Here is a 23,186-nt window from a genome sequence, read left to right as displayed (position 1 = left end):
ATCCCATGCCAGATCTGATCCACAACCTCGAAGCGGTGCGGCAGCGCATCGCCCTCGCGGCGCAAGTCGCCGGACGCGATCCGCATTCGATCACCCTGCTCGCGGTCTCGAAGACGTTTCCCGCTGAAGACGTGCGCGCCGCCTACGCAGCCGGGCAGCGCGCGTTCGGTGAAAACTATGTGCAGGAATCGCTCTCCAAGATCGAAACGCTGGCCGATCTGCGCAGCGCGCTCGAATGGCATTTCATCGGACCATTGCAATCGAACAAGACGCGGCCGGTTGCGGAGAATTTTGACTGGGTACATTCGGTCGACCGTCTGAAGATCGCTCAACGGCTGTCGGAGCAGCGTCCGGACAACCTGCCGCCGTTGAACGTCTGCCTGCAGGTCAACATTAGCGGCGAAGCGTCCAAAAGCGGCGTGAGCATTCCCGAGGCTGTAGAAGTCGCCCACACCATCGCCGCGCTGCCGAAGCTGGCGCTGCGCGGCCTGATGGCGATTCCCGAACCGGCCGGCGGCATCGAAGAACAGCGCGTGCCGCATCGGCAACTACGCGAGCTTTTCGAGCGCCTGCAAAATGACGGCCTTGAACTCGATACGCTGTCCATGGGCATGTCGAGCGACCTCGAAGCCGCCGTGCTGGAAGGCGCGACGATCGTGCGCGTCGGCACCGCCATTTTCGGCGCACGAGATTACTCCAACTGACCGTTTCGGCCCTTGGCGGCCTCACACGGAACTTCTCCCGGAACATCATGAAAATTGCTTTTATCGGTGGTGGCAACATGGCGGCGGCGTTGATCGGCGGCCTCATCAAGCGCGGCGTCGCGCCAGCTGATCTGTACGCGATCGACCCCAACGAAGAGGCGCGCAAGCGCAATGAGCAGCAGTTCGGCATCAAGACCGGCGCCGCCGCGGACGCCGCGCTCGCCCCGTACGACGCCGTCGTGCTGGCGGTGAAACCGCAGATTCTGAAAAGCGTCGCCGAGTCACTGGCGCCGCATCTGCAGGCAGCGCAACTGGTAATCAGCATCGTCGCGGGCATTCGCATGGATGACATGTCGCGCTGGCTGAACGGCCATGCCCGCATCGTGCGCGTGATGCCGAATACGCCGGCGCTGATCGGCATGGGCGTAACGGGCCTCGTCGCGACCGGCAGCGTGGACGAAACCGGCCGCGCGCTTGCGTCGCAGGTGCTGGGCGCGGTCGGCGAGACCGTCTGGTTCGACGACGAGGCGAAGATCGACGCCGTCACCGCGATCTCGGGCAGCGGTCCCGCTTACGTGTTTTATTTCATCGAAGCGTTGCAGGAAGCCGCGCGCCAACTCGGCATGGATGAAGCGCAAGGCCGCGCGCTGGCGGTCGCGACCTTCACCGGCGCGGCACAATTGGCCGCGAACTCGGACGAACCGCCGAGCCTGTTGCGCGAACGTGTGACGTCGAAGGGCGGTACCACCGCGGCCGCGCTGACGTCGTTCGATGCCAGCGGAATCAAGGACGCAATCGTCCGCGGCGCACTCGCCGCCAATGCACGCGCCAAGGAAATGGGCGACGAGTTCGGCAAGCAGTAAGCGCGGTTCAAGTTTTGCGGGTTGGCTGGCGCGGAAGAATTAAAACGAAGCAGCCGCGTAATGCGCGGCAATGCCGACAAACAACGCGCCGCCCAACCAGTTGTTATGACGGAACGCCGCGAAGCACGCCATCCGCTCGCGATTGCGGATCAACTTGTAGTGATAGATCGCGCAGCCCACCGCCGCTGCCCAGCCCAGCCAATACAACATGCCGAAGCCGAGCACTACGCCGATGCCGACGTAAATGCCCAGCGTGGCCGCGTAGCACAGCATGATCGCCGCCACGTCGAAGCGGCCGAAGGTCAGCGCCGAGGTGCGGATGCCGATCTTGATGTCGTCGTCGCGATCGACCATCGCGTATTCCGTGTCGTACGCAACCGACCAGAATATGTTGGCCAGCAGCATGACCCACGCGAGCATCGGCACATGGTCCTGAATCGCGGCAAACGCCATCGGAATCCCGAAGCCGAACGCAATGCCCAGGTACGCCTGCGGAATCGCGAAGAAACGCTTTGTGAACGGATACGAACCGGCAACGAACAATGCCGCCACCGATAGCTCCTTGGTCAGCGTATTGAGCGGCAGGATCAGCAGAAACGCCAGCAGCGACAAACCGGCCGCCAGCGCCACCGCCTCCCATGCCTTGATCTTGCCCGACGTGATCGGACGGTTTTCCGTGCGCTTCACATAGCGGTCGAAGTCGCGATCCGCGTAGTCGTTGATCGCACAGCCCGCCGAGCGCATCAGCACCGTACCCACCGTGAAGATCACCAGCAACGGCCAGGAAGGGTGGCCGTCGGACGCAATCCACAGCGCATTGAGCGTCGGCCACAGCAGCAGCAGGCTGCCGATCGGCTTGTCCATGCGCACGAGGCGCAGATACAGGGGAAGTCGGGCGAACATGGGTGGATTCGTGAAGTGCGGACGGTGCCGTTATTTTACGGGATGCGGGCGGCGGACGAACCGGCTAGCAGGCAGCCCGAGCCGCGCTTGGAGGGAGTGCCGGTGTTCTCAAGCACTTTTTCCGTTCATTCAGTTGTTTTTGTTGCCGGACTGTCGACCGGCAGAACCAGGCGCAAGACCTGTCCTGAAAGTTACGGAAGCGACGCCAGATTAGGAGTAGTCCTATTTAGATAGTTTACACGGAGATTACATTCTCGTCCCGACTGCGCAACTTTGTGCACGTATTGAAAGCCTTTGCACGAATCACGAAGCGCACGTTACGACGAACATGAAATTTAACTCCATCTCAGAAAAAGCCGCGCATTGCGCGACGGAAAAATATCGCGCGCTTTTAGAAAGTGAAAATTTCACGACACCCGGCGCACCGCTACCCGCGCTGGTCTATGCCGGAGCGTTGCTCGCCACCGTCGCCACGCCCGCACTCGCGCTCGAACCGGTCATCGCGAATCCGATCGACCGCACGCTGCATGAGCAGCAGCAACAACGTCTGCTGGACAACGCACGCACTCAGCGCGAAGAGCTCGGCAAGCAACAACCAGCTGCAGCTTCGGCGCCGCGTCACAGGCAATCGGCGGCGACGAGACTGAATGTCGATGCGGCGCGTTGCGTCGACGTCGCGGACGTCACGTTCCATGGTGCGGACACGCTGCCGAGGTCCGTCAAACTGCGGATTCACGCGAACTATTCGGGCCGTTGCCTGCAACAGGCCGATCTCGACCGCCTGCTCGACGAGGTGAACGACTGGTATGTCGAGCACGGCTACATCACCAGCCACGCCGAATTGCCTCGCCAGAACCTGGACGGCGCGGTGCTGGTCGTGGAGGCGGTGGAAGGCAAACTCGGCCGCATCTATTTCGCCGGCAACGACTACACCGGCGATCAGGCCGCGCGGCTTTCGTTTCCTGGTTCGCCCGGCGACGTACTCAGTCTGCGCAACATCGAGCAGGGCGTCGAGCAGATCGAACGGGTCGCGCCCACCGGCGTGAAAGTCGCGATCCGCCCCGCGCCGCTCGAAGGCTATTCGGACGTCGTGTTGACCGGCAGCGTCGCACCGAACGTCGGCATTTCGCTTTCCGCGGACAATAACGGCGCCGAAAACACCGGCCGCAATGAAATCGCCGCAGCGCTCACGTTGAACAACACGCTCGGCTTCGGCGAGCAGATCCAGTTTTCCGCCGATACCACCGCGCCGATCCACGCCGACCGCTTTCGCCGCAACTTCGGCGTCAACGCGTCATTGCCGGTCGGCTACTGGACCTTCAGCTACTCGGCCTCGGGTGGCAACTACGCGATCCCGCTCGAATTCTATGGCCTCGCGTTGAATTACCACGGCAGCAGCATCCAGCACCGGCTCACCGCATCGCGCACCGTACAGCGCAACGCGCGCAGCAAAACCGATGTGTTCGCTTCGCTATCCCACTATAGAGGCGACGTCTATCTGGACGAGTTCGCACTGCAGAACAGCAGTGAACGGCAAAGCGCAGCGCAGCTCGGCATCAGATATGCGACGCGCGTTGGCAGTGACAGCTATTTCACCGCCGCTCCGGTCTTCACCCAGGGTCTCGCTCCAGGCAGCACCAATCTCGCCGACGCGGGCGGCCCCAATGCGCACTTTCGCAAGGCCGCCGTCAGCGCAAGTTTCTACAAGGCGCTCACGCCGCGCGTCGCGTTTCTATCGTCGGCGTACGGGCAATGGTCGCCGGATGCGCTGTACGGCAGCGAGCGCGTCACGGTCGGCAGCGATGCATCGGTACGAGGCTTTCGCGATCGCTATCTGTACGGCAACACCGGCGCCTATTGGCGCAACCAGATCGACTGGCGTGCACCGGCGCCGTCGTGGGCCGGCCGGGTCATGCTCAGCGCAGCCGTCGACGCCGGCCGTGTCGTACCGGTAGCCGGCGAGCCGTTATCCGGCGGGACCGTGCTCGGCGCGGCGCTAGCGGCTTCGACGGCATACAGAAACGTCGCTGGTTCGGTTTCCGTCGGCACGCCGTTGCGCTTTCCGGCGCAACTCAAGGCCGATCCTATTGTGGTCAACGTCAAGCTGACCACTTCTTTCTAAGCAAAAAAGGAATCTCAATGAAGCAATTCCAATGCAACGTACTCGCGCTGGCCGCCATGACCGCCGTCGCGCTGGCGGGCACCAGCGCCTATGCCGGAGGCGTGACCGGCAGCGGCGGCACGCAGGTGAACAACGCCGGCGCCACGCCGGTCGTCAACATTAACGCGGCCAATGCAGCCGGGATTTCGCGCAACACGTTCAGCAACTTCGACGTCGACAAAAACGGCGTCGTGTTCAACAACATGCTGGCCGACGGCCGTAGCCAGCTGGTTGGCGCGTTGAAGGAGAATGGCAACCTGAAAGGCAGGCAGGCGAGCGTGATCGTGGCCGACATCAATTCTGCACAAGCGTCGAAAATCAACGGCCCGATGGAAGTGGCCGGCGTGCCCGCGCACCTGCTGATCGCCAACGCGGCGGGCATTTCGTGCAACGGCTGTAACACCATCAATGCCCCGATGGTCACGCTCGCCGCCGCGCGCTTCGCCCCGCGTGCGGACAGCCCGCTCGCGCTCGAAGTCGACACCTCGCGCGCCACACCCGCCATGCTCGAAATCGACGGCGACGGCATGGACGCCGGTGCGGGTCAGTTGAACCTGTTGTCGCGCGCCACGAAGATCAACGCGATCGTGAAGGGCTGGAAGATCGATTCGATCACCGGCAGCTCGTTTGACGGCGACGCCAACGGCAACTTCCAGGGCAAACTCGTGCGCGACGTGGCCAACGCGCCGCAAGTCGCGCTCGACGTGTCGGCGCTGGGCGGCATGTACGCGAACAAGATCATGCTCGAAGGTTCGGAGCGCGGCCTTGGCGTGAACAACGCGGGCGTGATTCAGGCCGGCAAGGGTGGCCTGGCCGTTGAACTGTTCGGTGGCAAGCTGAAGAACGAGGCAGGCGCGTCGGCCAGCGGCGAGGTCATGTATACGGTTTCGACGAACCCGTCGAATGAGATGAACAGCTTCGTGTCCGACCGCCGCTCGATGCGCGATGTCGTAGCGATGATGGCGGCCATGCGCGGCACCGACAAGATGGATGGCTGGAGCAACGCGCGCAAGCTCCAGGAATTGAACACTGTTTTCACGAACGCGCCAAAGCCGGGTGGCGCCGCTGTGGCACCCACCCCGACCGAGCCGTCGCAAGCCGACGAGCAGGCCCGCGCTGAAGCAGAAGCGAAAGCCCGTGCCGAAGAAAAGGCCCGCGCTGAAGAGGCCCGGATCGCCGCCGAGCAGAAGGCCCGCGAAGAAGCAGCGCGTCTCGCAGCGGACGAGAAAGCCCGCGCAGAAGCGGCCTTTAACCCGGCCAGCTATGAAGCCGAACTGGCCGCGCAAGCTGCCTGGCTCAAGGCTAACGAGCAGGCGCGCGCCGACCAGCAGGCTCAACGCGACGCGGAATACTTCGCGCAGCAGGAAGCGAATGCGCGCTACCTGGCGGACAAGCTCGCGAACTACGGAGTGCAACAGCCTGCGGCTCCGACGATGAAAATGGGCTACTCGTACTAAGTGCGCAATTGCGCTATCACATGCGGCTTCTGTTCGGATAAGCCGCCAGACTTCGCGTAAAGAAAAAGGCCCCGCGTGTGCGGGGCCTTTTCGTTTCAACGGTGCCCGTTCTGTTCCGGGCGCCGTTCGATTCTCTTACGCCAGCATCGAGCGCAGCATCCACGCGGTCTTTTCGTGCGTTTGCATGCGTTGCGTGAGCAAATCGGCGGTCGGTTCGTCGTTAGCCGCTTCCGTCGACGGGAAAATCGCGCGCGCGGTGCGCACCACGGCTTCCTGACCTTCCACCAGTTGACGAATCATTTCTTCCGCGGGCGGCACACCGTCCGCTTCCGGAATCGACGAGAGCTTCGCGAACTCCTTGTAGCTGCCCGGCGCATGCACGCCCAGCGCGCGAATCCGTTCCGCGATCGAATCGACCGCCAGCGCCAGCTCGTTGTATTGCGTTTCGAACATCAGGTGCAGCGTGTTGAACATCGGACCCGTCACGTTCCAGTGGAAATTGTGAGTCTTGAGATACAGCGTGTAGGTGTCGGCGAGCAGTCGCGACAAGCCTTCTGCAATCTTCTTGCGATCCTTGTCGCTGATCCCGATATTGACGTGCTGTACAGCTTCTTTCTTGGCCATGATGACTCCTTTGAAGAGTGATACGAACCGATCGGCAATGTGACGGTGCGCGATTGGCAAACCCGCAAACCCGGCACCGCGAACGCCCGCCAGTTTATCTTAGAAAGCAAATGCGTTCGTGTGACGCGTGGTCGCTTGCCGCACCCGCCGGCTCGTGCCCGATCACATGCAATTACGTGCAATCACGCACCCAGCGTGTGTTGCAGCGCCTGCGCAACGATCACTGTCCAGCCGCTCAAGACGATCGCGAATCCCACCGACTTGCGCAGCATCAAGGCTTGCCGCTGCTGCGCCGCGCGTTCTGAGGGCACACCGCCGATAGTGGACATCATCATCTGGATCATGATCGTGCTCCTTCGATTCACATCATTACCGGTGGGGCGCCGCTGCGCCCCACCCTGCTGCATCAACTCAATTCAAGTCAACTGCTACTTCTTGCTACTTTCGGCGAGTTCGGCCAGCGCGGCGATCACGCCTTCCGCGTACGCCGGATCGGCGCGGCGGAAATGCTCGATCTGACGCGCGACGATCTCATGCGGCACACCGTTGATATGACGTGCGATATTGCCGAACAAGCGCTGACGTTGCGCTTCGTCGAACAGGGCAAACAACATACCCGGCTGCGTGTAGTAGTCGTCGTCCGCGCGATGGTCATAACGCTCCACCGTACCCGCTGCGAGCGGCGGCTCCGACGCGTTGCCGTCCTGCGCGAAATCGCCGAATCGATTCGGTTCGTAGTTCACGTTGCCGCCGAGATTGCCGTCCGTGCGCATCGCGCCGTCGCGATGGAACGAATGGTGGACCGGGCAGCGCGGCGCATTCACCGGAATCTGATGGTGATTGACGCCGAGGCGATAGCGCTGCGTATCGCCATACGAGAACAAACGACCCTGCAACAGACGGTCCGGCGAGAAGCCGATACCCGGCACTACATTGGCCGGCGTGAACGCGGCCTGTTCGACGTCCGAGAAGTAGTTCGCCGCGTTGCGGTTCAACTCGATCGTGCCGACATCGATCAACGGGTAGTCCTTCTGCGACCACACCTTCGTGATGTCGAACGGGTTGAAGCGATAGCTCGCCGCTTCCGCTTCCGGCATCACCTGAATCGCAAAACGCCATTTCGGGAAGTTGCCGGCATCAATGCTCGTGAGCAAATCCTGTTGCGCGCTTTCACGGTTCTGTGCAACCACTTGCGCCGCTTCGGCGTCGGTAAAGTTCTCGACGCCCTGCATCGACTTGAAGTGGAACTTCACCCAGAAGCGCTCGTTGTTCGCGTTGACGAACGAATACGTATGCGAACCGAAGCCGTGCATCTGCCGGTAGTTCTTCGGGATACCGCGATCGCTCATCAGAATGGTGACCTGATGCAACGACTCCGGATGACGCGACCAGAAATCCCACGCCGCAACATTGCTGCGCATGTTGGTGTACGGGTCGCGTTTTTGCGTGTGAATGAAGTCCGGGAACTTCAACGGATCGCGGATGAAAAACACCGGCGTGTTGTTGCCGACCACGTCCCAGTTGCCTTCTTCGGTGTAGAACTTGATCGAGAAACCGCGCACGTCGCGTTCCGCGTCGGCGGCGCCGCGCTCACCCGCCACCGTCGAAAAACGCATGAAGAGCGGTGTGTCCTTGCCGACTTGCGCAAACACTTTGGCCTTCGTGTAACGCGAGATATCGTGCGTGACCTTCAGCGTGCCGAATGCGCCGGAACCCTTGGCATGAACGCGGCGTTCCGGAATCACTTCGCGATCGAAGTGAGCGAGTTTTTCGAGCAACCACACGTCTTGCAGGACGACCGGACCCCGCGCGCCGGCGGTCATCGAATTCTGGTTGTCGGCGATGGGTGCGCCGGCTGCATTGGTGAGCTTACGTTCGGACATGGGGAACTCCTGTGTGGCTTTTATCGGAAACAGAATGCGGGAGGTGGTGCGGCGCGCTGACGCTACGGCTCAAGCGAATCAAGCGGCTCAAGCTGACAGGGCCCGGTCGACCAGCAAGGACAGTGCAACCGTGCGCAAACCCCGCACCGATGCAGCGAAGCTGCCGTTGGTCACGCGAGTGGATTGAGCGGCGACGGCTTGGACTTGCTGCGGGTTCGACTGCGTCATGATTTCCTCCGGGTCTTGGGGATCGGGCGATCCATGGAGGACACTATATCAATGCTATTGAATTATCGTGTTTGATTAATTTTATCTATTCGATAGGGACGGCAGCTATCGGCACCAAGGCGGCTGGCCGCTCACGGCGGTGCACGGCGGCCGGCCTGGGTACGTCGTGCCGCCTAGTTGACGGCGACAGGCAGATCGAGCTTTTTGACACCCGCCAGATCGCAGGCGTTGATGGCGTCGCAGATCGCTTCGATCGCGGGCATCCGCGTGAAACTCTTGCGCCAGGCGAGCACGACGCGGCGATCCGGCACCGGTTCGTCGAAGGCGACATAGCTGAGCAAGCCTGCGTCGATGCCGCCGGCGTGCGGCTTGACCTCAGTCACCGACATGCGCGGCAACACGGTTATACCGACGCCGCTTGCCACCATATGACGGATGGTTTCCAGCGACGACCCTTCGAAGGTCTTCTGGATGCCGTCTGCGTTCTGCGAGAAACGCATCAGTTCCGGACACACGCCCAGTACGTGGTCGCGGAAGCAGTGGCCGCTGCCGAGCAGCAGCATGGTTTCCTGCTTGAGATCCTCGGCATCGATCCGCGGGCGGTTTTCCCACGCATGACCGGACGGCAGCGCGACGACGAACGGTTCGTCATAGAGGGGCCGCAGCATCAGACCCGTTTCCGCGAACGGCAGCGCCATGATGGCGACGTCGATTTCGCCCTGCTTGAGCAGTTCGATCAGCTTGACCGTGTAATTTTCCTGCAGCATCAGCGGCATCTGCGGGACGCGCTTGATCATCTGCTTGACGAGGGTAGGCAGCAGGTACGGCCCGATCGTGTAGATCACGCCGAGGCGCAGCGGCCCAACCAGCGGGTCTTTACCCTGTTTCGCGATTTCCTTGATGGCCAGCGTTTGTTCGAGAACACGCTGCGCTTGCGTGACGATCTGCTCGCCGATCGGCGTGACACTCACTTCGCTGGTGCCGCGCTCGAAAATCTGCACGTTGAGTTCGTCTTCGAGCTTTTTGATGGCCACCGACAGAGTCGGCTGGCTGACGAAACACGCTTCGGCGGCCCGGCCGAAGTGCCGCTCGCGGGCAACCGCGACGATGTATTTCAATTCGGTGAGCGTCATTGGGGGACCAATCAGTGCGGATAGTTCGATAGGTTCTAGTTATACACCTATAGGGTCGGTTCGCCAACTTTTTGGTCCTTCCGGCGTCAGGCGGACGGGTTTGCCCGGTATCAAAAGGCCCTTCTCATGCCTTCAGATATTGCTCGCGAGCTCCGAGCCAGCGGGCCAGGTGCTGCAAAACCACATCGGGATACTTCTCGAGCAAAGCCGCGGCGGCTTCTCTGGCCGGCTCGATGAGCCACTGATCGTTCTGCAGATCGGCGAACCTCAACATGGCCGCACCCGACTGGCGCGCACCGAGAAACTCCCCCGGACCGCGAATCTCCAGGTCACGCCGGGCGATTTCGAACCCGTCGGTCGTCTCCCGCATGGTCTGCAAGCGCGCTCGCGCCGTCATCGACAATGGCCCCGTATAGAGCAGCACGCAAACCGATGCCGCGCTGCCGCGCCCTACCCGTCCGCGCAACTGGTGCAATTGCGCGAGGCCGAAGCGCTCGGCATGCTCGATCACCATCAGCGACGCATTCGGCACGTCGACCCCCACCTCGATCACCGTGGTTGCCACCAGCAACTGCACCTCGTTGCGCGTGAACGCATCCATCACCGCGGCCTTCTCCGCCGGCGCAAGGCGGCCGTGCACCAGCCCGACATTCAGTTCGGGCAACGCGGCCACCAGCGTCTCGTAGGTCTCCACCGCGGTTTGCAACTGCAAGGTCTCGCTTTCCTCGATCAGCGGACACACCCAATACACTTGCCGACCCGTCAGCGCGGCCTCGCGCACGCGGCCGATCACCTCTTCGCGCCGCGCGTCGGAGACCAGCTTGGTCAGAATCGGCGTGCGCCCGGGTGGCAGTTCGTCAATGGTCGAGACGTCGAGGTCGGCGTAATAGGTCATTGCCAGCGTGCGCGGAATCGGCGTCGCGGACATCATCAGTTGATGCGGCTGGAAATCGTGCGCGCCGTCGGCGGCGTTCTGCGCCTTGGCGCGCAACGCGAGGCGTTGCGCCACGCCGAAGCGATGCTGTTCGTCGACGATGACCAAGCCCAGCCGCGCGAATTCGACCGCATCCTGAATGATCGCGTGCGTGCCGATCACGAGTTGCGCCGTGCCGAGCGCCGCCGCTTCGATCGCGGCGCGCTTCTCTTTGGTTTTCAGACTGCCAGCCAGCCACGCGACGCTCACGCCCAGCGGCTCCAGCCAGCCGCGCAATTTGCGCGCGTGCTGTTCGGCGAGGATTTCCGTGGGCGCCATCAGCGCGGCCTGGTAACCGGCGTCGATCGCTTGAGCGGCGGCCAGCGCGGCCACGATCGTCTTGCCACTGCCGACATCCCCCTGCAGCAGCCGCTGCATCGGATGAGGCTGCGTCAGATCGAGCGCGATCTCGCCGCCCACGCGCTCCTGCGCCTTCGTCAGCGAGAACGGCAATGCCTTCAGCAAACGCGCCACGAGCGCCGTTTCGTCGCCCAGCTTGCGGCGCGGCATGGCCGGCGCCGCCCGCGTGCGACGCTCGTCATGCGCGCGCTTCAACGACATCTGCTGCGCGAGCAGTTCCTCGAACTTGATCCGCACCCATGCCGGATGCGTGCCGTCGATCAACGCGGTCTCGTCGGACTGCACGCCCGGATGATGCAGCGTGCGCACCGCGTCCATCAGCGTCGGCACGCCGAGCGGCTGCATATAAGTTCGCGCGATCGGCTCGGGCAGCAATTCCGGCAAGGACGTGCGCGACAACGCGTTGTCGATCGACTTGCGCAGATATGCCTGTGTCACGCCCGCGGTGCTTGGATAAACCGGCGTCAACGCCTGCGGCAGCGGCGTGTCTTCGTCGACCACGCGCACCGCGGGATGCACCATCTCCATGCCGAAGAAACCGCCGCGCACATCGCCGCGCACCCGCAACCGCGCGCCGATCGCCATCTGCTTGACCTGCGAGCCGTAGAAATTCAGAAAGCGCAGCACGAGTTCGTCGCCGGCGTCGTCGCGCAGTTTCACCAGCAACTGGCGACGCGGGCGATAGGCAATCTCGTTGTCGAACACCACGCCTTCTGTCTGCGCAATGCCACCGGGCAGCAGGTGCCCGATCGGCGTCAGCGAAGTCTCGTCTTCGTAGCGCATCGGCAAATGCAGGACGAGGTCGATGTCGCGCGTAAGGCCCAGTTTGGCGAGCTTGTCGGCGGGTTTTGCCGCGGGTTTGGCGCCCGCCTTGGCCGCCGGCCCGGCGGCGGTTTTGCCTGCGGGCTTGTCGCCGAAGGGATTGACCGGCTCAGCTTCGCGCGCGGCCGGTTCGCTCGGCGGCGCGGCGCCCGCGCCGATGTCGTTCGAGCCCGCCGCCGCTTTGCCCCGCGCGCCGCGGCGCTTGGGCTCGGCGCTCACTTCGTCGGTGGCGGAAGGCAATCGGCGTTCGGACAAAGGCATGGGTTGCTTCGCAAGTACAATATCGGCTGTCAAAGGTGTTGGCGCCAGGCAGCGCGCGGGCTCGCGGGCCGCTCCGGCGTCCCGCAATCATAGCCGCCCGGCTCCGGCTTCGGCTCAATTCAGTCTCAATTCGCTTCCAGTCGTCCGCATGTTTACGCTTTCCGATTTCGATTTCGATCTGCCACCCGAGCTGATCGCGCAAGTCGCGCTGCCTGAGCGCAGCGCCAGCCGTTTGCTCGAAGTGGACAACACGGTGAGCCCCGCGCGTCTCACGGACCGCGGCTTTGCCGAACTACCCGAGTGCATCGCGCCCGGCGATCTGCTGGTCTTCAACGATACCAAAGTCCTGAAGGCGCGTTTCCTCGGCCAGAAGGCCAGTGGCGGCAAGATCGAAGTACTGGTAGAGCGCCTGACCGGCGAGCGCACCGCCCTCGCGCAGATCCGCGCGAGCAAGAGTCCGCAGCCGGGCACCACGATCCGTCTGGCCGATGCGTTCGACGTAACGGTCGGCGAGCGCGTCGAGCCGTTCTACACGCTGCATTTCCCGGACGACTGCCTGACGCTGATCGAGCAATTCGGCCGCCTGCCGCTGCCGCCGTACATCGAGCACGACCCCGACTCGACCGACGAAACGCGTTACCAGACGGTGTTCGCGCAGAATCCCGGCGCGGTGGCCGCGCCGACCGCCGGCCTGCATTTCGACGACGCGCTGCTCGCGCGGCTCGACGCCCGCGGCGTGGAGCGCGCAACCCTCACGCTGCACGTCGGCGCCGGCACCTTCCAGCCGGTGCGGGTCGAAAATATCGCCGAACACAAGATGCACAGCGAGTGGTATCACCTGCCGCAATCGCTCGCCGACAAGATCGCGGCGACGCGTGCGCGCGGCAACCGCGTGATCGCGGTGGGCACGACGTCGATGCGCGCGCTCGAAGCCGCCGCGCGCGACGCGGAAGCGGCCGGCCGCCCACTCGGCGCGGCCAGCACGGAAACCGATATTTTCATCACACCCGGTTATCGATTCCGCGTGGTCGACCGCCTGGTGACGAATTTCCATTTGCCGAAATCGACGCTGCTGATGCTGGTGTCGGCATTCGCGGGCGTCGATACAATTCGCGAGGCCTACCGCCACGCGATCGAACAGCGCTACCGCTTTTTCAGCTATGGCGACGCGATGCTGCTGACGCGCCGCGACGCCTGATATCCGGCACGCCGCTTCAAAGTTTTTGTCATCCCCAAGCCGCCGCGAGACTTTCCGGCGGCGATTAACATTTGCGCCGGACTGTTTTCCGGTAGCACAGGAGTTAGCCCATGACCGACGGTCATACCCACGATACGAGCGGTACCTGCAATACCTGCGCGAGCCACGGTGAGCGCCCTGAAAACGGCCTCAAATTCGAACTGCTCGGCACCGACGGCCAGGCGCGGCGCGGCCGCGTCACGCTAAATCACGGCGTGGTCGAAACGCCGATCTTCATGCCGGTCGGCACCTACGGCACGGTGAAGGCGGTCCAGCCGCGCGAGCTCGAAGAAATGCACGCGCAGATTATCCTCGGCAATACGTTCCACCTGTGGCTGCGCCCGGGCCTGGAAACGATCGAGGCGCACGGCGGCCTGCACGGCTTCATGGGATGGAAGAAACCGATCCTGACCGACTCGGGTGGTTTCCAGGTGTTTTCGCTCGGCGATCTACGCAAGATCACCGAAGATGGGGTCACGTTCGCGTCACCGATCAACGGCGACAAGCTGTTCCTGTCGCCGGAAGTGTCGATGCAGATCCAGAAGGTGCTGAACTCGGACATCGTCATGCAGTTCGACGAATGCACGCCGTACGCGACCAACAACGTGCCGACTTCGCACCAGGAAGCCGCCGATTCGATGCGTATGTCGATGCGCTGGGCCAAACGCTCGATCAATGAATTCAACCGCCTCGGCAATCCGAATGCGCTGTTTGGCATCGTCCAGGGCGGCATGTTCGAAGATCTGCGCGACGAATCGCTGGCGGGTCTCGCGGAGATGGATTTCCACGGCCTCGCGATCGGCGGCCTGTCGGTCGGCGAACCGAAAGAAGACATGATGCGCGTGCTGAACCATATCGGCCCGAAGCTGCCGGCCGACAAGCCACATTACCTGATGGGCGTCGGCACGCCGGAAGACCTGGTGGCGGGCGTGGCCGCCGGCGTCGACATGTTCGACTGCGTGATGCCGACCCGCAACGCACGCAACGGCTGGCTCTTCACCCGCTTCGGCGACATCAAGATCCGCAACGCCGCGCACAAAAACTCACTGCGTCCGCTCGACGAGCAATGCGGTTGCTACACCTGCAGAAACTTCACCCGGGGCTACCTGCACCATCTGCATCGTGTAGGGGAAATCCTCGGTGCGCAATTGAACACGATTCACAACCTGCACTATTACCTCGAGTTGATGCAGGAAATGCGCGACGCAATTGACGCAAAACTGTTCGAGCCGTTCCGTCAGCGCTTCCACGAGAACCGCGCGCGCGGCATCGATTAGCCGGCAAATGGAAATCAACTGACGAATTTGACGGCGGAATCCGTCGGCGCTGCACGGAAAACCTTACAATTAACTTTCGGACGCAGCAGAAAAGGCTTTAAACGGTTGATCGGAAAGCCGATTCGCCGCGCCGACCCCCGTCAGGCCAGTGGTAGAATAACCGGCTGATTTTTTTGATCGTTTTGATTTATAACGGAGAGACCAACGTGTCGTTCATTTCCAATGCCTTCGCCCAAGGCACAGCAACAGGTGGCATTGAATCGAACCTGATGAGCTTCCTGCCGCTGATCCTGATGTTCGGCGTGCTGTACTTCATCATGATTCGCCCGCAAATGAAGCGCCAGAAGGAGCATCGCAACATGCTCGCCGCCATGGCCAAGGGTGATGAAGTGGTGACGAATGGCGGCATCGTCGGCAAGGTGACCAAGGTGGGTGAAGCTTACGTCGGCGTCGAAATCTCGGAAGGCACGGAAATCACCGTGCAAAAAGCGTCGGTCACGACGATTCTCCCGAAGGGCACGATCAAGTCGCTGTAAGGCCTGCTCTCTCGCGTCCGGCGCGGCCTCGCCGGCGGTTCTCGCGGAACATCGCTGAGCCGCCCGCGCTCATCGCCGGACGCATCGCTTCCAAGCCAACCTTCCCGTTGGACCACTCATGAATCGCTACCCCCTCTGGAAATACGCCGTGATGCTGGTGGCTCTGGTCATCGGCCTCGTGTACACGCTGCCCAATCTGTTCGGCGAAGCGCCGGCGGTGCAGGTGTCGAGCGGCAAGGCAACCGTCAAACTCGACTCGACCACGCTGTCGGCCGTCGAAGCCACGCTTGCCGCCAATCAGATCAAGCCTGACGAAGTCACGTTCGACAATTCGTCGACCAACGCGAACATTCGCGTGCGTCTGTTGGACACCGACACGCAACTGCGCGTGAAGGACCTGCTGCAAAAATCGCTGAACAGCGACCCGACCGATCCGCAGTACATCGTCGCACTGAACCTGCAGAGCGCCTCGCCGCGCTGGCTGACCGCCCTGCACGCGCTGCCGATGTACCTCGGTCTCGATCTGCGCGGCGGCGTGCACTTCCTGCTGCAGGTGGACATGGCCGGCGCGCTGAACAAGAAGCTCGACTCCGACGCCTCGGATGCGCGCACCATGCTGCGTGACAACAACATCCGCGACGGCGGCGTGAACCGCGTCAACCAGACGGTGGTGATCAATTTCGCCGACCAGGCGACGGCCGACGCGGCCACCAAGCAACTGAGCCGCGGCATCAGCGAACTCCAGTGGGCCTCGCAAACCAATCCGGACGGCGGTGTGCAACTGGTCGGCACGTTCACGCCGGCGGTGCAGAAAGCCGTGCAGGACGCCGCGCTCAAGCAGAACATCACCACGCTGCATAACCGCGTGAACGAACTCGGCGTGGCCGAACCGGTGATCCAGCAGCAAGGCTCGGACCGTATCGTGGTCGAACTGCCGGGCGTGCAGGACACGGCGAAGGCGAAGGACATCATCGGCCGCACGGCGACGCTCGAAGCGCGCCTCGCCGATCCGGTCAACACGCATCCGAATCCGGGCGATCCGGTGCCGCCGGGCGACGAGCTGTTCACCCAGGGCAACCAGACGCCGGTGCTGCTGCGCAAGCAGATCATCTTCACGGGTGACCGCATCATCGACGCGTCGGCCGGCTTTGACGAGCATCAACGTCCGTCGGTCAACATCCGCCTGGATTCGGCGGGTGGCCGCGCGGTGCGCAGCGTCTCGCGCGACAACATCGGCAAGCCGATGGCGATGGTGCTGTTCGAGAAGGGCAAGGGCGAAGTGCTGACCGTGGCGACCATCCAGTCTGAACTGGGTGACCGCTTCCAGATCACCGGCCAGCCGAACCCGCAAGCTGCCGCCGACCTCGCGCTGCTGCTGCGCGCCGGTTCGCTCGCCGCGCCGATGGACATCATCGAAGAACGCACGATCGGCCCGAGCCTCGGCGCGGACAACATCAAGAAGGGCTTCCACTCGGTGGTCTGGGGCTTTGTAGCGATCGCTGTCTTCATGATCGCGTACTACATGCTGTTCGGCGTGATCTCGATGATCGGCCTGTCGGTCAACCTGCTGCTGCTGATCGCCGTGCTGTCCATGTTGCAGGCCACGCTGACCTTGCCGGGTATCGCCGCTATCGCGCTCGCGCTCGGTATGGCGATCGATGCGAACGTGCTGATCAATGAGCGCGTGCGCGAAGAACTGCGCCACGGCGCGCCGCCGCAACTTGCGATCCAGAACGGCTACGCGCATGCATGGGCGACGATTCTCGACTCGAACGTCACCACGCTGATCGCCGGCCTCGCGCTGCTCGCCTTCGGCTCCGGCCCGGTGCGCGGCTTCGCGATGGTTCACTGTATCGGCATCTTGACGTCGATGTTCTCGGCGGTGTTCTTCTCGCGCGGTATCGTCAATCTCTGGTACGGCGGCAAGAAGAAGCTCAAGTCGCTGGCTATCGGTCAGGTGTGGCGTCCGCAACCGGAAGGTATCGACGGCGCCGCGGCTTACCTCAGCAACGACGACACCACGACCGATACGGCACGGGCTGTCGCCGCGGCAAGCGCCAAGCCCAAGGCCAAAGCCGCCCCGGCCCAGGCGCGTGCCGGCAAGCCGACTGTGCGCCGCCGCAACGCGTCCAATACGCCGCAGAAACCGGGTTCATCCCGCTGAGTCCCGGAGAACAAGACCATGGAATTTTTCCGTTTCCGCAAAGACATTCCGTTCATGCAGCGTGCGTTGATCTTCAACGCAATCTCGCTGCTGACGTTCATCGCCGCTGTATTTTTCCTGCTGCATCGCGGGCTGCATCTGTCGGTGGAATTCACCGGCGGTACCGTCATCGAAGTGCAGTATCCCGGTGCGGCACCGCTTGACCCGGTACGCGGCACGCTCAACAAGCTGGGCTATCCCGACGCGCAGGTGCAGAACTTCGGCACCTCGCGTGACGTGCTGATCCGTCTGCCGCTCAAGCAGGGCTACACGTCGGCGCAACAGAGCGACCAGGTGATGGGCGCGCTGAAGGGCGAGGACCCGCAGGTGCAGTTGCAACGGGTCGAGTTTGTCGGCCCTCAGGTCGGCAAGGAACTCGCAACCGACGGCCTGCTGGCGCTGGCCTGTGTGGTGATCGGCATCGTGATCTATCTGTCGTTCCGCTTCGAATGGAAGTACGCGGTCGCCGGCGTGATCGCGAACTTGCACGACGTGGTGATCATTCTCGGCTTCTTCGCATTCTTCCAGTGGGAGTTCTCGCTCTCGGTGCTGGCCGCGGTGCTCGCGGTGCTCGGCTACTCGGTGAACGAATCGGTCGTTATCTTCGACCGGATTCGTGAAACCTTCCGCCGCGAACGCAAGATGACCGTGATCGAGGTGATCAACCACGCGATCACCAGCACCATGTCGCGCACGATCATCACCCACGGCTGTACGCAGATGATGGTGCTGTCGATGTTCCTGTTCGGCGGCCCCACGCTGCACTACTTCGCACTGGCGCTGACGGTCGGTATTCTGTTCGGTATCTACTCGTCGGTGTTCGTTGCGGCGGCGCTCGCCATGTGGCTCGGCGTGAAGCGCGAAGACCTGATCAAGGACAAGAAGGAACGCGTCGATCCGGACGATCCAAACGCAGGCGCGCAAGTCTGACTCTGCTGCAGGCAGACATCTGACTCGATCGCAAAAAGAAAGGCCGGTTCTCTCGAACCGGCCTTTTACGTTTACCGCCTGTGCGCCTCAGCGAAACCCGAGCTTGCGGCGCGCCGCCATCAGCGCCGCCAGGCTAATAGCCGCGGCGAAAATCATGTAGTAGCTTGGCGCGGCCTTCGAGCCCGTAAAGCTGATCAGCCACGCGATGATGAACGGCCCGAAACCGCCGAAGATCGTCACGGCGATGTTGTAGGCCAGCGACATGCCGGTCGTGCGCGTCTGCACCGGAAACATCTCGGAGAGCAAACCCGGCAGCGCGGCAAAGTAGCCGGTCATCAGAAAGCCGAACACGATCTGCAACGCGATCAGCGTGCCGAAGGTCGGATGCGCGACCAGATACACGAAAGCCGGATTGATCAGGATAAGCAGCAGCAGCGCCGAAATCAGCATGATCGTGGTGCGCCCATGGCGATCCGACAGATGACCGATCAGCGGCGAGAAAACCATCTGGATCAAGCCGGTGAGCGCGATCGCCGCGAACGCAACCGATGGTGCAAGTCCCAACTGCTTCACGCCGTACGTTGGCATAAACAGCACCAGATAGGTCGACACCGTACCGAGCACCACCACGCCGATCGCAATCACGAGGCGCAGCTTCTGGCTGCTGAAGGTATCGCGCAGCGGCGTGGCGGTGGTTTCCGCCGCGAGGAACTCAGGCGTTTCGTCGAGTTTGGTGCGGATATACCACGCCACCGGCCCGATCAGAAGACCAAAGAAGAACGGCACACGCCACCCCCACGAGGCCATCTGCTCCGGCGACAGTTTGCCGGTCAGCACCACGCCGAAGCCGGCTGCGAGCAGCGTGGTGAGCCCCTGGCTCGCGACCTGCCAGCTTGCGAAGAAGCCGCGCCGCCCCGGTACGTGTTCCGCGAGAAACGCCGTCGCGCTGCCGAACTCGCCGCCCGCCGAAAAACCTTGCATCAGACGCGCGATCACGAGAACGATCGGCGCGGCAATGCCGATGCTTTGATACGTCGGCAGAACCGCGATGATCAGCGTGCCGCACATCATCAACAGAATCGACAGCGTGAGCGCCGCCTTGCGTCCGGCGCGGTCGGCGTAAGCACCGATCACGATCGCGCCGAGCGGCCGCATGAAGAACGACACGCCGAAGGTGCCGAGCGTCAGCAGCAACGAAACCGTGTCGTTGCCCGCCGGGAAAAACAGCTTCGCGATGATGACCGCGAAAAAACCGTACACCACCAGATCAAACCATTCCAGCGCGTTGCCGATCGAGGCGGCCACCACCGCGCGCCATGAATTCTGGCGGCTCCGCGCGAGGCTTGCCGTTGCCGTTGTGTTCATAAAGATCTCCAATGCGCGCGAAATATTTTTCACGTAAGTTTTACGCTGGGTATTGCCCGACTGGATGCGCGCACAACCAGTTCGGAACCAGCGCTCTATGTACCTGAAAAATTAAACGGAGGCGAGCGGCAAATCACCGGAGGCCGCCGCACAAGGCTTCCGGCGCTTCAGCCGGACAATAAAAAACCGCTTCATCGCAAATGCGAACGAAGCGGTTCTTTTTGTTGCGACGCAGCGGCCGCACCCTGACGCGCCTTGAATACCGAGTGGCGCAAGGCTTGTTGAGGCGCTTATTGCTTGATGCCTTCCGACTGGATATGCAGCTTGGTGTCCATGCTGAAGCCGTACTTGGCGCCGAAATCCATGCCGTACTGGCTGCGGTCGAAATGCGCGCTCGCTTCCACGCCGCACACTTCGCGCTTGAGCACCGGGTGCTGCATGCACTTGAAGGATTCGATCTTCAGATTCAGCGGCCTGGTCACGCCGCGGATCGTCAGGTTGCCGATCACTTCGACGGGCTTGTCGCCGTCGAATCTGATCTCCGTGCCCTTGTAAGTCACCGACGGATACTTGGCGACGTCAAAGAATGCATCCGTCTTCAGATGTTCGTCGAGCTTGCTGTTGCCGGTATCGACCGACGCCGGATCGACCGTGACGTCCACCGTACCGGTTTTCGCCGCGCGGTCGAGGGTGACCGTGCCGGAGCTCTTGGTGAACTTGCCGCGCCATACCGAGAGGCCGCCGAAGTGGTCCGCCTCGAAGCTCGGATAGGTGTGGGTCGGGTCGAGTTGATAGGTGTCGGCGGCGGCCAACGCGCCAAGCGAGAACGATGAGGCCAATGCGCCGACGGCGATCAACAGGGAAGTTTTCAATTCAGGCTCCTTACGTTTTCTGAAATGCTTGAAGGATAGCGGCTACGCCCAACCAGCGCGGCGAACCTCACTTGCGTGCGGCAACAATATGAAATTTGATCACCACCTCATCGGCGACCACCGAGGTGTCTTTCCATTCGCCGGTGCCGATGTCGAATTGCGAACGCTCGATCGGCAGCGAGCCGTCGAACGTCTGCGTCGCGCCCTGCTGGGTGACCGTGACCGGCACCACGACAGTCTGCGATTTACCCTTGATGGTCAGCTTGCCGGTGACCTTGAACTGATTGCCGCCGGCCGGGGCGATCGCGCTCGACACAAAGGTGGCAGTCGGATAGGTCTTTGCGTCGAACCAGTCCTTGCCACGCACCTGATCGTTGTAGCTTTCGTCGCCGAGGTCGTAGCTGCCGACGTCGATACTGAGCTGTGCACTGCCGTCGGCCGGTTTTGCCGGGTCGAACTTCACCTGCGCGGTAAATTTACCGAACTTGCCTTCCACCGGCACGTTCATCTGCTTTGACGTCGCGGTCACCGAACTTTTGGCGACGTCGACTTGCGCGAGCGCGCTGCCGGCCGCGGTCAGCGAGGCTGCTGCGAACGCGGCGAGCATATAACGATAAAACGAAACTTTCATGGTTATCCTTATTTGATGAAAGGGAGCATGCGCGACAACAGACCGTCGCGGTCCAGCCATTGATGCTTGAGCGCCGCCACGACGTGCAGCGCGACCAGCACGAGCAACGTGTAATTCAACGCAATATGCACGTTCTTCAACAGTTCCTTGAGGTGCGGGTCCGGTGCGATCAGACGCGGCAGCGGAATCAGGCCGAGGTACACCACCGGTATATTGGCCGCCGAGCTATACAGATAGCCGGAAGCGGGAATTACGATCATCAGCACGTAGAGCAGCAGATGCGTGAGATGCGCGGCGCCGCGCTGCCAGGCCGGCATGCGGCGCGGCAGCGGCGGGGCCGCGTGCGTGGCGCGCCACAGAATGCGCAGCACGGCGAGCGCGAACACCGTCACACCGATCCATTTATGCCACGAGAAATAGCGCAGCTTGGTGGGCGTAAAGCCGGGGATGTCGGTCATCACCCAACCGAGCGCGAAACCGCATACGATCAGCAGCGCGATCAGCCAGTGAAAGGCGATGGCAGTCCGCGTGTAGGACTCCCGGCCACCGAAAGAAGGATTGAGTGCCATGACAGGTCAACGCAAGCTAAGAGAGGATAACGGCGCAGCCGGCCCTGCTATTCCATGCTGCATCGGCAGTTCGATAAAAAGCGTGGCGGCTGCGGCACACGCCAAGGCCGCCATGCTACCGCAAGCGGAAGAAGCTGGCTTGGCCTGGTCCGATGCGAAGCCGGTGGCCGGGATCGCCGCCGGTTAGAAAATTTTCCCGCGTAGCGAACGGTATTGAACAATTGGGGACGGAGAGTGTCAGAATCAGTCGATTGTATGTAAGACTAGTCGTGATGCCGACGTCGCCTGCACACAACAGCGCCTGGGCCAACGGCCGGCCCGGCGGCGAAGCGCGTTTGATACTATTGCTCCAGGCTTACAGTTTCACTTTTTCTCCGGCCTGCCGCGAAACCGGCATTGCACGCCTGTCCTCACGTCGTTAGCCCTTCTGCCGTATGGAACATAACAACCTGATTGCGTGCCATGAATGCGATGCGCTGTTCAGCAAGCCCCGGCTTGTCGGGCGGGCGGTCGCGCGCTGCCCGCGCTGCGGCGCGACGCTCTATCGCGGTGTCTCCCGCAAGCTCGACAGCATCTGTGCGATGACACTGGCTGCGCTGATCACCTTCATCATTGCCCAGGCTTTCCCGATCGTCGAACTCGAAACCAACGGCATCACCTCGCAAACCACGCTGTTCGGCGCGCTCATCGCGCTATGGGGCGAGGACATGCAGATCGTCGCGGTCATGGTGTTCTGCTCGACCATCCTGTTCCCGCTGACCGAACTGGTCGCGCTGCTTTATGTGCTGATCCCGCTGCGCGCCGGTTACGTGCCGATCGCCTTCAATCATGTGTTGCGCGCCATTCAGTTCGTGCGGCCGTGGGGCATGATCGAAGTATTCATGCTTGGCGTGCTGATTACCATCGTGAAGATGGTGAGTCTCGCTCGCGTGATTCCCGAAGCGGCGCTCTTTGCGTTCGGCGTGCTGACGCTGATGATCGCCGTGGTCCTCACGTTCGATCCGCGCGTGCTGTGGGACCTCGCCGACGAAATGAACGACCGCAGCAAGAAACCGCTGCCGCGCACCGCTGCGGATAGCGCAGCGGCTGCCGTCAGTTCCCTCGATACGCCGCCCGCGTCGCCCGATGTCCAGGGCACGAATCAATCCGCATTGCCGCCGGCTGTCCCGCCGGCGCCGCACCAGGGATGAGCGC

General features: G+C 62.4%; 21 protein-coding genes. 10 read left to right on the top strand and 11 right to left on the bottom strand.

The features are described from left to right. Positions 1–5: 5 nt before the first annotated feature. The gene (locus AC57B6_RS32970) at positions 6–704 is read left to right on the top strand and encodes a YggS family pyridoxal phosphate-dependent enzyme (protein ID WP_406867937.1); all 699 of its coding nucleotides are present in this window, start codon (positions 6–8) and stop codon (positions 702–704) included. Between the two features lie 47 nt (positions 705–751). After that, complete coding sequence (proC, locus tag AC57B6_RS32965; protein ID WP_216750156.1) at positions 752–1,567, top strand: pyrroline-5-carboxylate reductase; 816 nt, start codon at positions 752–754, stop codon at positions 1,565–1,567. Positions 1,568–1,606: 39 nt separating this feature from the next. On the opposite strand, the gene ubiA is transcribed toward proC, so the two are convergent. After that, positions 1,607–2,470, bottom strand: a complete 864-nt coding sequence (gene ubiA, locus AC57B6_RS32960) for a 4-hydroxybenzoate octaprenyltransferase (protein ID WP_046566742.1) — start codon at positions 2,468–2,470, stop codon at positions 1,607–1,609. A 328-nt stretch (positions 2,471–2,798) separates the two neighbouring features. Between ubiA and AC57B6_RS32955 the strand changes: the two genes are divergently transcribed. Both AC57B6_RS32955 and AC57B6_RS32950 read left to right on the top strand, forming a co-directional pair. Next, positions 2,799–4,592 (top strand): ShlB/FhaC/HecB family hemolysin secretion/activation protein, encoded by a 1,794-nt coding sequence (locus AC57B6_RS32955; RefSeq protein WP_496422898.1) that lies wholly within the window; start codon positions 2,799–2,801, stop codon positions 4,590–4,592. Between the two features lie 17 nt (positions 4,593–4,609). Next, entirely contained in the window at positions 4,610–6,088 is a 1,479-nt protein-coding gene (locus tag AC57B6_RS32950; protein WP_496422897.1) for a filamentous hemagglutinin N-terminal domain-containing protein, read from the top strand. A gap of 135 nt (positions 6,089–6,223) precedes the next feature. On the opposite strand, the gene AC57B6_RS32945 is transcribed toward AC57B6_RS32950, so the two are convergent. The 6 genes from AC57B6_RS32945 to recG all read right to left on the bottom strand — a co-directional run bounded on the left by AC57B6_RS32945 (position 6,224) and on the right by recG (position 12,372). After that, positions 6,224–6,712: a Dps family protein gene (locus AC57B6_RS32945; protein WP_028198854.1), complete on the bottom strand. Its 489-nt coding sequence runs from the start codon at positions 6,710–6,712 to the stop codon at positions 6,224–6,226. 182 nt (positions 6,713–6,894) lie between these two features. Next, positions 6,895–7,056: a hypothetical protein gene (locus AC57B6_RS32940; protein WP_167346780.1), complete on the bottom strand. Its 162-nt coding sequence runs from the start codon at positions 7,054–7,056 to the stop codon at positions 6,895–6,897. Positions 7,057–7,140: 84 nt separating this feature from the next. Further along, positions 7,141–8,595: a catalase gene (locus AC57B6_RS32935; RefSeq protein WP_178368964.1), complete on the bottom strand. Its 1,455-nt coding sequence runs from the start codon at positions 8,593–8,595 to the stop codon at positions 7,141–7,143. An 87-nt stretch (positions 8,596–8,682) separates the two neighbouring features. Then, positions 8,683–8,823 (bottom strand): hypothetical protein, encoded by a 141-nt coding sequence (locus tag AC57B6_RS32930; RefSeq protein ID WP_167440656.1) that lies wholly within the window; start codon positions 8,821–8,823, stop codon positions 8,683–8,685. A 173-nt stretch (positions 8,824–8,996) separates the two neighbouring features. After that, on the bottom strand, positions 8,997–9,956 hold the full coding sequence (locus AC57B6_RS32925) for a LysR substrate-binding domain-containing protein (RefSeq protein WP_028198856.1): 960 nt from the start codon (positions 9,954–9,956) through the stop codon (positions 8,997–8,999). Positions 9,957–10,080: 124 nt separating this feature from the next. Beyond that, positions 10,081–12,372 (bottom strand): ATP-dependent DNA helicase RecG, encoded by a 2,292-nt coding sequence (gene recG, locus AC57B6_RS32920; RefSeq protein ID WP_496422896.1) that lies wholly within the window; start codon positions 12,370–12,372, stop codon positions 10,081–10,083. Positions 12,373–12,520: 148 nt separating this feature from the next. On the opposite strand from recG, the gene queA reads away from it, so the two are divergent. From queA to secF, 5 genes are all read left to right on the top strand, one after another. Continuing rightward, complete coding sequence (gene queA, locus AC57B6_RS32915; RefSeq protein ID WP_046566753.1) at positions 12,521–13,570, top strand: tRNA preQ1(34) S-adenosylmethionine ribosyltransferase-isomerase QueA; 1,050 nt, start codon at positions 12,521–12,523, stop codon at positions 13,568–13,570. 110 nt (positions 13,571–13,680) lie between these two features. Continuing rightward, a complete protein-coding gene (tgt, locus tag AC57B6_RS32910) occupies positions 13,681–14,886 on the top strand; it encodes a tRNA guanosine(34) transglycosylase Tgt (RefSeq protein ID WP_216750151.1) in 1,206 nt (401 codons plus the stop codon). Between the two features lie 206 nt (positions 14,887–15,092). After that, positions 15,093–15,422: a preprotein translocase subunit YajC gene (yajC, locus tag AC57B6_RS32905; RefSeq protein WP_007179286.1), complete on the top strand. Its 330-nt coding sequence runs from the start codon at positions 15,093–15,095 to the stop codon at positions 15,420–15,422. 118 nt (positions 15,423–15,540) lie between these two features. Continuing rightward, a complete protein-coding gene (gene secD / locus AC57B6_RS32900; RefSeq protein ID WP_046566755.1) occupies positions 15,541–17,586 on the top strand; it encodes a protein translocase subunit SecD in 2,046 nt (681 codons plus the stop codon). A gap of 18 nt (positions 17,587–17,604) precedes the next feature. Next, the gene (gene secF / locus AC57B6_RS32895) at positions 17,605–18,555 is read left to right on the top strand and encodes a protein translocase subunit SecF (protein WP_028198861.1); all 951 of its coding nucleotides are present in this window, start codon (positions 17,605–17,607) and stop codon (positions 18,553–18,555) included. 87 nt (positions 18,556–18,642) lie between these two features. On the opposite strand, the gene AC57B6_RS32890 is transcribed toward secF, so the two are convergent. From AC57B6_RS32890 to AC57B6_RS32875, 4 genes are all read right to left on the bottom strand, one after another. Next, complete coding sequence (locus AC57B6_RS32890) at positions 18,643–19,920, bottom strand: MFS transporter (RefSeq protein ID WP_030102055.1); 1,278 nt, start codon at positions 19,918–19,920, stop codon at positions 18,643–18,645. A gap of 290 nt (positions 19,921–20,210) precedes the next feature. After that, positions 20,211–20,780, bottom strand: a complete 570-nt coding sequence (locus AC57B6_RS32885; protein ID WP_046569988.1) for a YceI family protein — start codon at positions 20,778–20,780, stop codon at positions 20,211–20,213. Between the two features lie 79 nt (positions 20,781–20,859). Continuing rightward, entirely contained in the window at positions 20,860–21,423 is a 564-nt protein-coding gene (locus tag AC57B6_RS32880; protein WP_496422895.1) for a YceI family protein, read from the bottom strand. Positions 21,424–21,431: 8 nt separating this feature from the next. After that, a complete protein-coding gene (locus tag AC57B6_RS32875; protein ID WP_028198865.1) occupies positions 21,432–21,992 on the bottom strand; it encodes a cytochrome b in 561 nt (186 codons plus the stop codon). Positions 21,993–22,426: 434 nt separating this feature from the next. Here AC57B6_RS32875 and AC57B6_RS32870 point away from each other — a divergent pair, with 434 nt between their 5' ends. Further along, entirely contained in the window at positions 22,427–23,182 is a 756-nt protein-coding gene (locus tag AC57B6_RS32870; RefSeq protein ID WP_496422894.1) for a paraquat-inducible protein A, read from the top strand. Positions 23,183–23,186 lie beyond the last annotated feature (4 nt).

The sequence above is a fragment of the Paraburkholderia sp. BGA-UO-ETr-F12 genome (genome assembly GCF_059567945.1).
Note: the sequence above shows the minus strand (reverse complement) of the source record. Positions and strands in the feature narration are given on the sequence as shown.

Excerpts from the sequence above, each read along its gene's own strand:
- AC57B6_RS32970 (WP_406867937.1), top strand. The coding sequence starts at position 6 with ATGCCAGATCTGATCCACAACCTCGAAGCGGTGCGGCAGCGCATCGCC.
- proC (WP_216750156.1), top strand. The coding sequence starts at position 752 with ATGAAAATTGCTTTTATCGGTGGTGGCAACATGGCGGCGGCGTTGATC.
- ubiA (WP_046566742.1), bottom strand. The coding sequence starts at position 2,470 with ATGTTCGCCCGACTTCCCCTGTATCTGCGCCTCGTGCGCATGGACAAG.
- AC57B6_RS32955 (WP_496422898.1), top strand. The coding sequence starts at position 2,799 with ATGAAATTTAACTCCATCTCAGAAAAAGCCGCGCATTGCGCGACGGAA.
- AC57B6_RS32950 (WP_496422897.1), top strand. The coding sequence starts at position 4,610 with ATGAAGCAATTCCAATGCAACGTACTCGCGCTGGCCGCCATGACCGCC.
- AC57B6_RS32945 (WP_028198854.1), bottom strand. The coding sequence starts at position 6,712 with ATGGCCAAGAAAGAAGCTGTACAGCACGTCAATATCGGGATCAGCGAC.
- AC57B6_RS32940 (WP_167346780.1), bottom strand. The coding sequence starts at position 7,056 with ATGATCCAGATGATGATGTCCACTATCGGCGGTGTGCCCTCAGAACGC.
- AC57B6_RS32935 (WP_178368964.1), bottom strand. The coding sequence starts at position 8,595 with ATGTCCGAACGTAAGCTCACCAATGCAGCCGGCGCACCCATCGCCGAC.
- AC57B6_RS32930 (WP_167440656.1), bottom strand. The coding sequence starts at position 8,823 with ATGACGCAGTCGAACCCGCAGCAAGTCCAAGCCGTCGCCGCTCAATCC.
- AC57B6_RS32925 (WP_028198856.1), bottom strand. The coding sequence starts at position 9,956 with ATGACGCTCACCGAATTGAAATACATCGTCGCGGTTGCCCGCGAGCGG.
- recG (WP_496422896.1), bottom strand. The coding sequence starts at position 12,372 with ATGCCTTTGTCCGAACGCCGATTGCCTTCCGCCACCGACGAAGTGAGC.
- queA (WP_046566753.1), top strand. The coding sequence starts at position 12,521 with ATGTTTACGCTTTCCGATTTCGATTTCGATCTGCCACCCGAGCTGATC.
- tgt (WP_216750151.1), top strand. The coding sequence starts at position 13,681 with ATGACCGACGGTCATACCCACGATACGAGCGGTACCTGCAATACCTGC.
- secD (WP_046566755.1), top strand. The coding sequence starts at position 15,541 with ATGAATCGCTACCCCCTCTGGAAATACGCCGTGATGCTGGTGGCTCTG.
- secF (WP_028198861.1), top strand. The coding sequence starts at position 17,605 with ATGGAATTTTTCCGTTTCCGCAAAGACATTCCGTTCATGCAGCGTGCG.
- AC57B6_RS32890 (WP_030102055.1), bottom strand. The coding sequence starts at position 19,920 with ATGAACACAACGGCAACGGCAAGCCTCGCGCGGAGCCGCCAGAATTCA.
- AC57B6_RS32880 (WP_496422895.1), bottom strand. The coding sequence starts at position 21,423 with ATGAAAGTTTCGTTTTATCGTTATATGCTCGCCGCGTTCGCAGCAGCC.
- AC57B6_RS32875 (WP_028198865.1), bottom strand. The coding sequence starts at position 21,992 with ATGGCACTCAATCCTTCTTTCGGTGGCCGGGAGTCCTACACGCGGACT.
- AC57B6_RS32870 (WP_496422894.1), top strand. The coding sequence starts at position 22,427 with ATGGAACATAACAACCTGATTGCGTGCCATGAATGCGATGCGCTGTTC.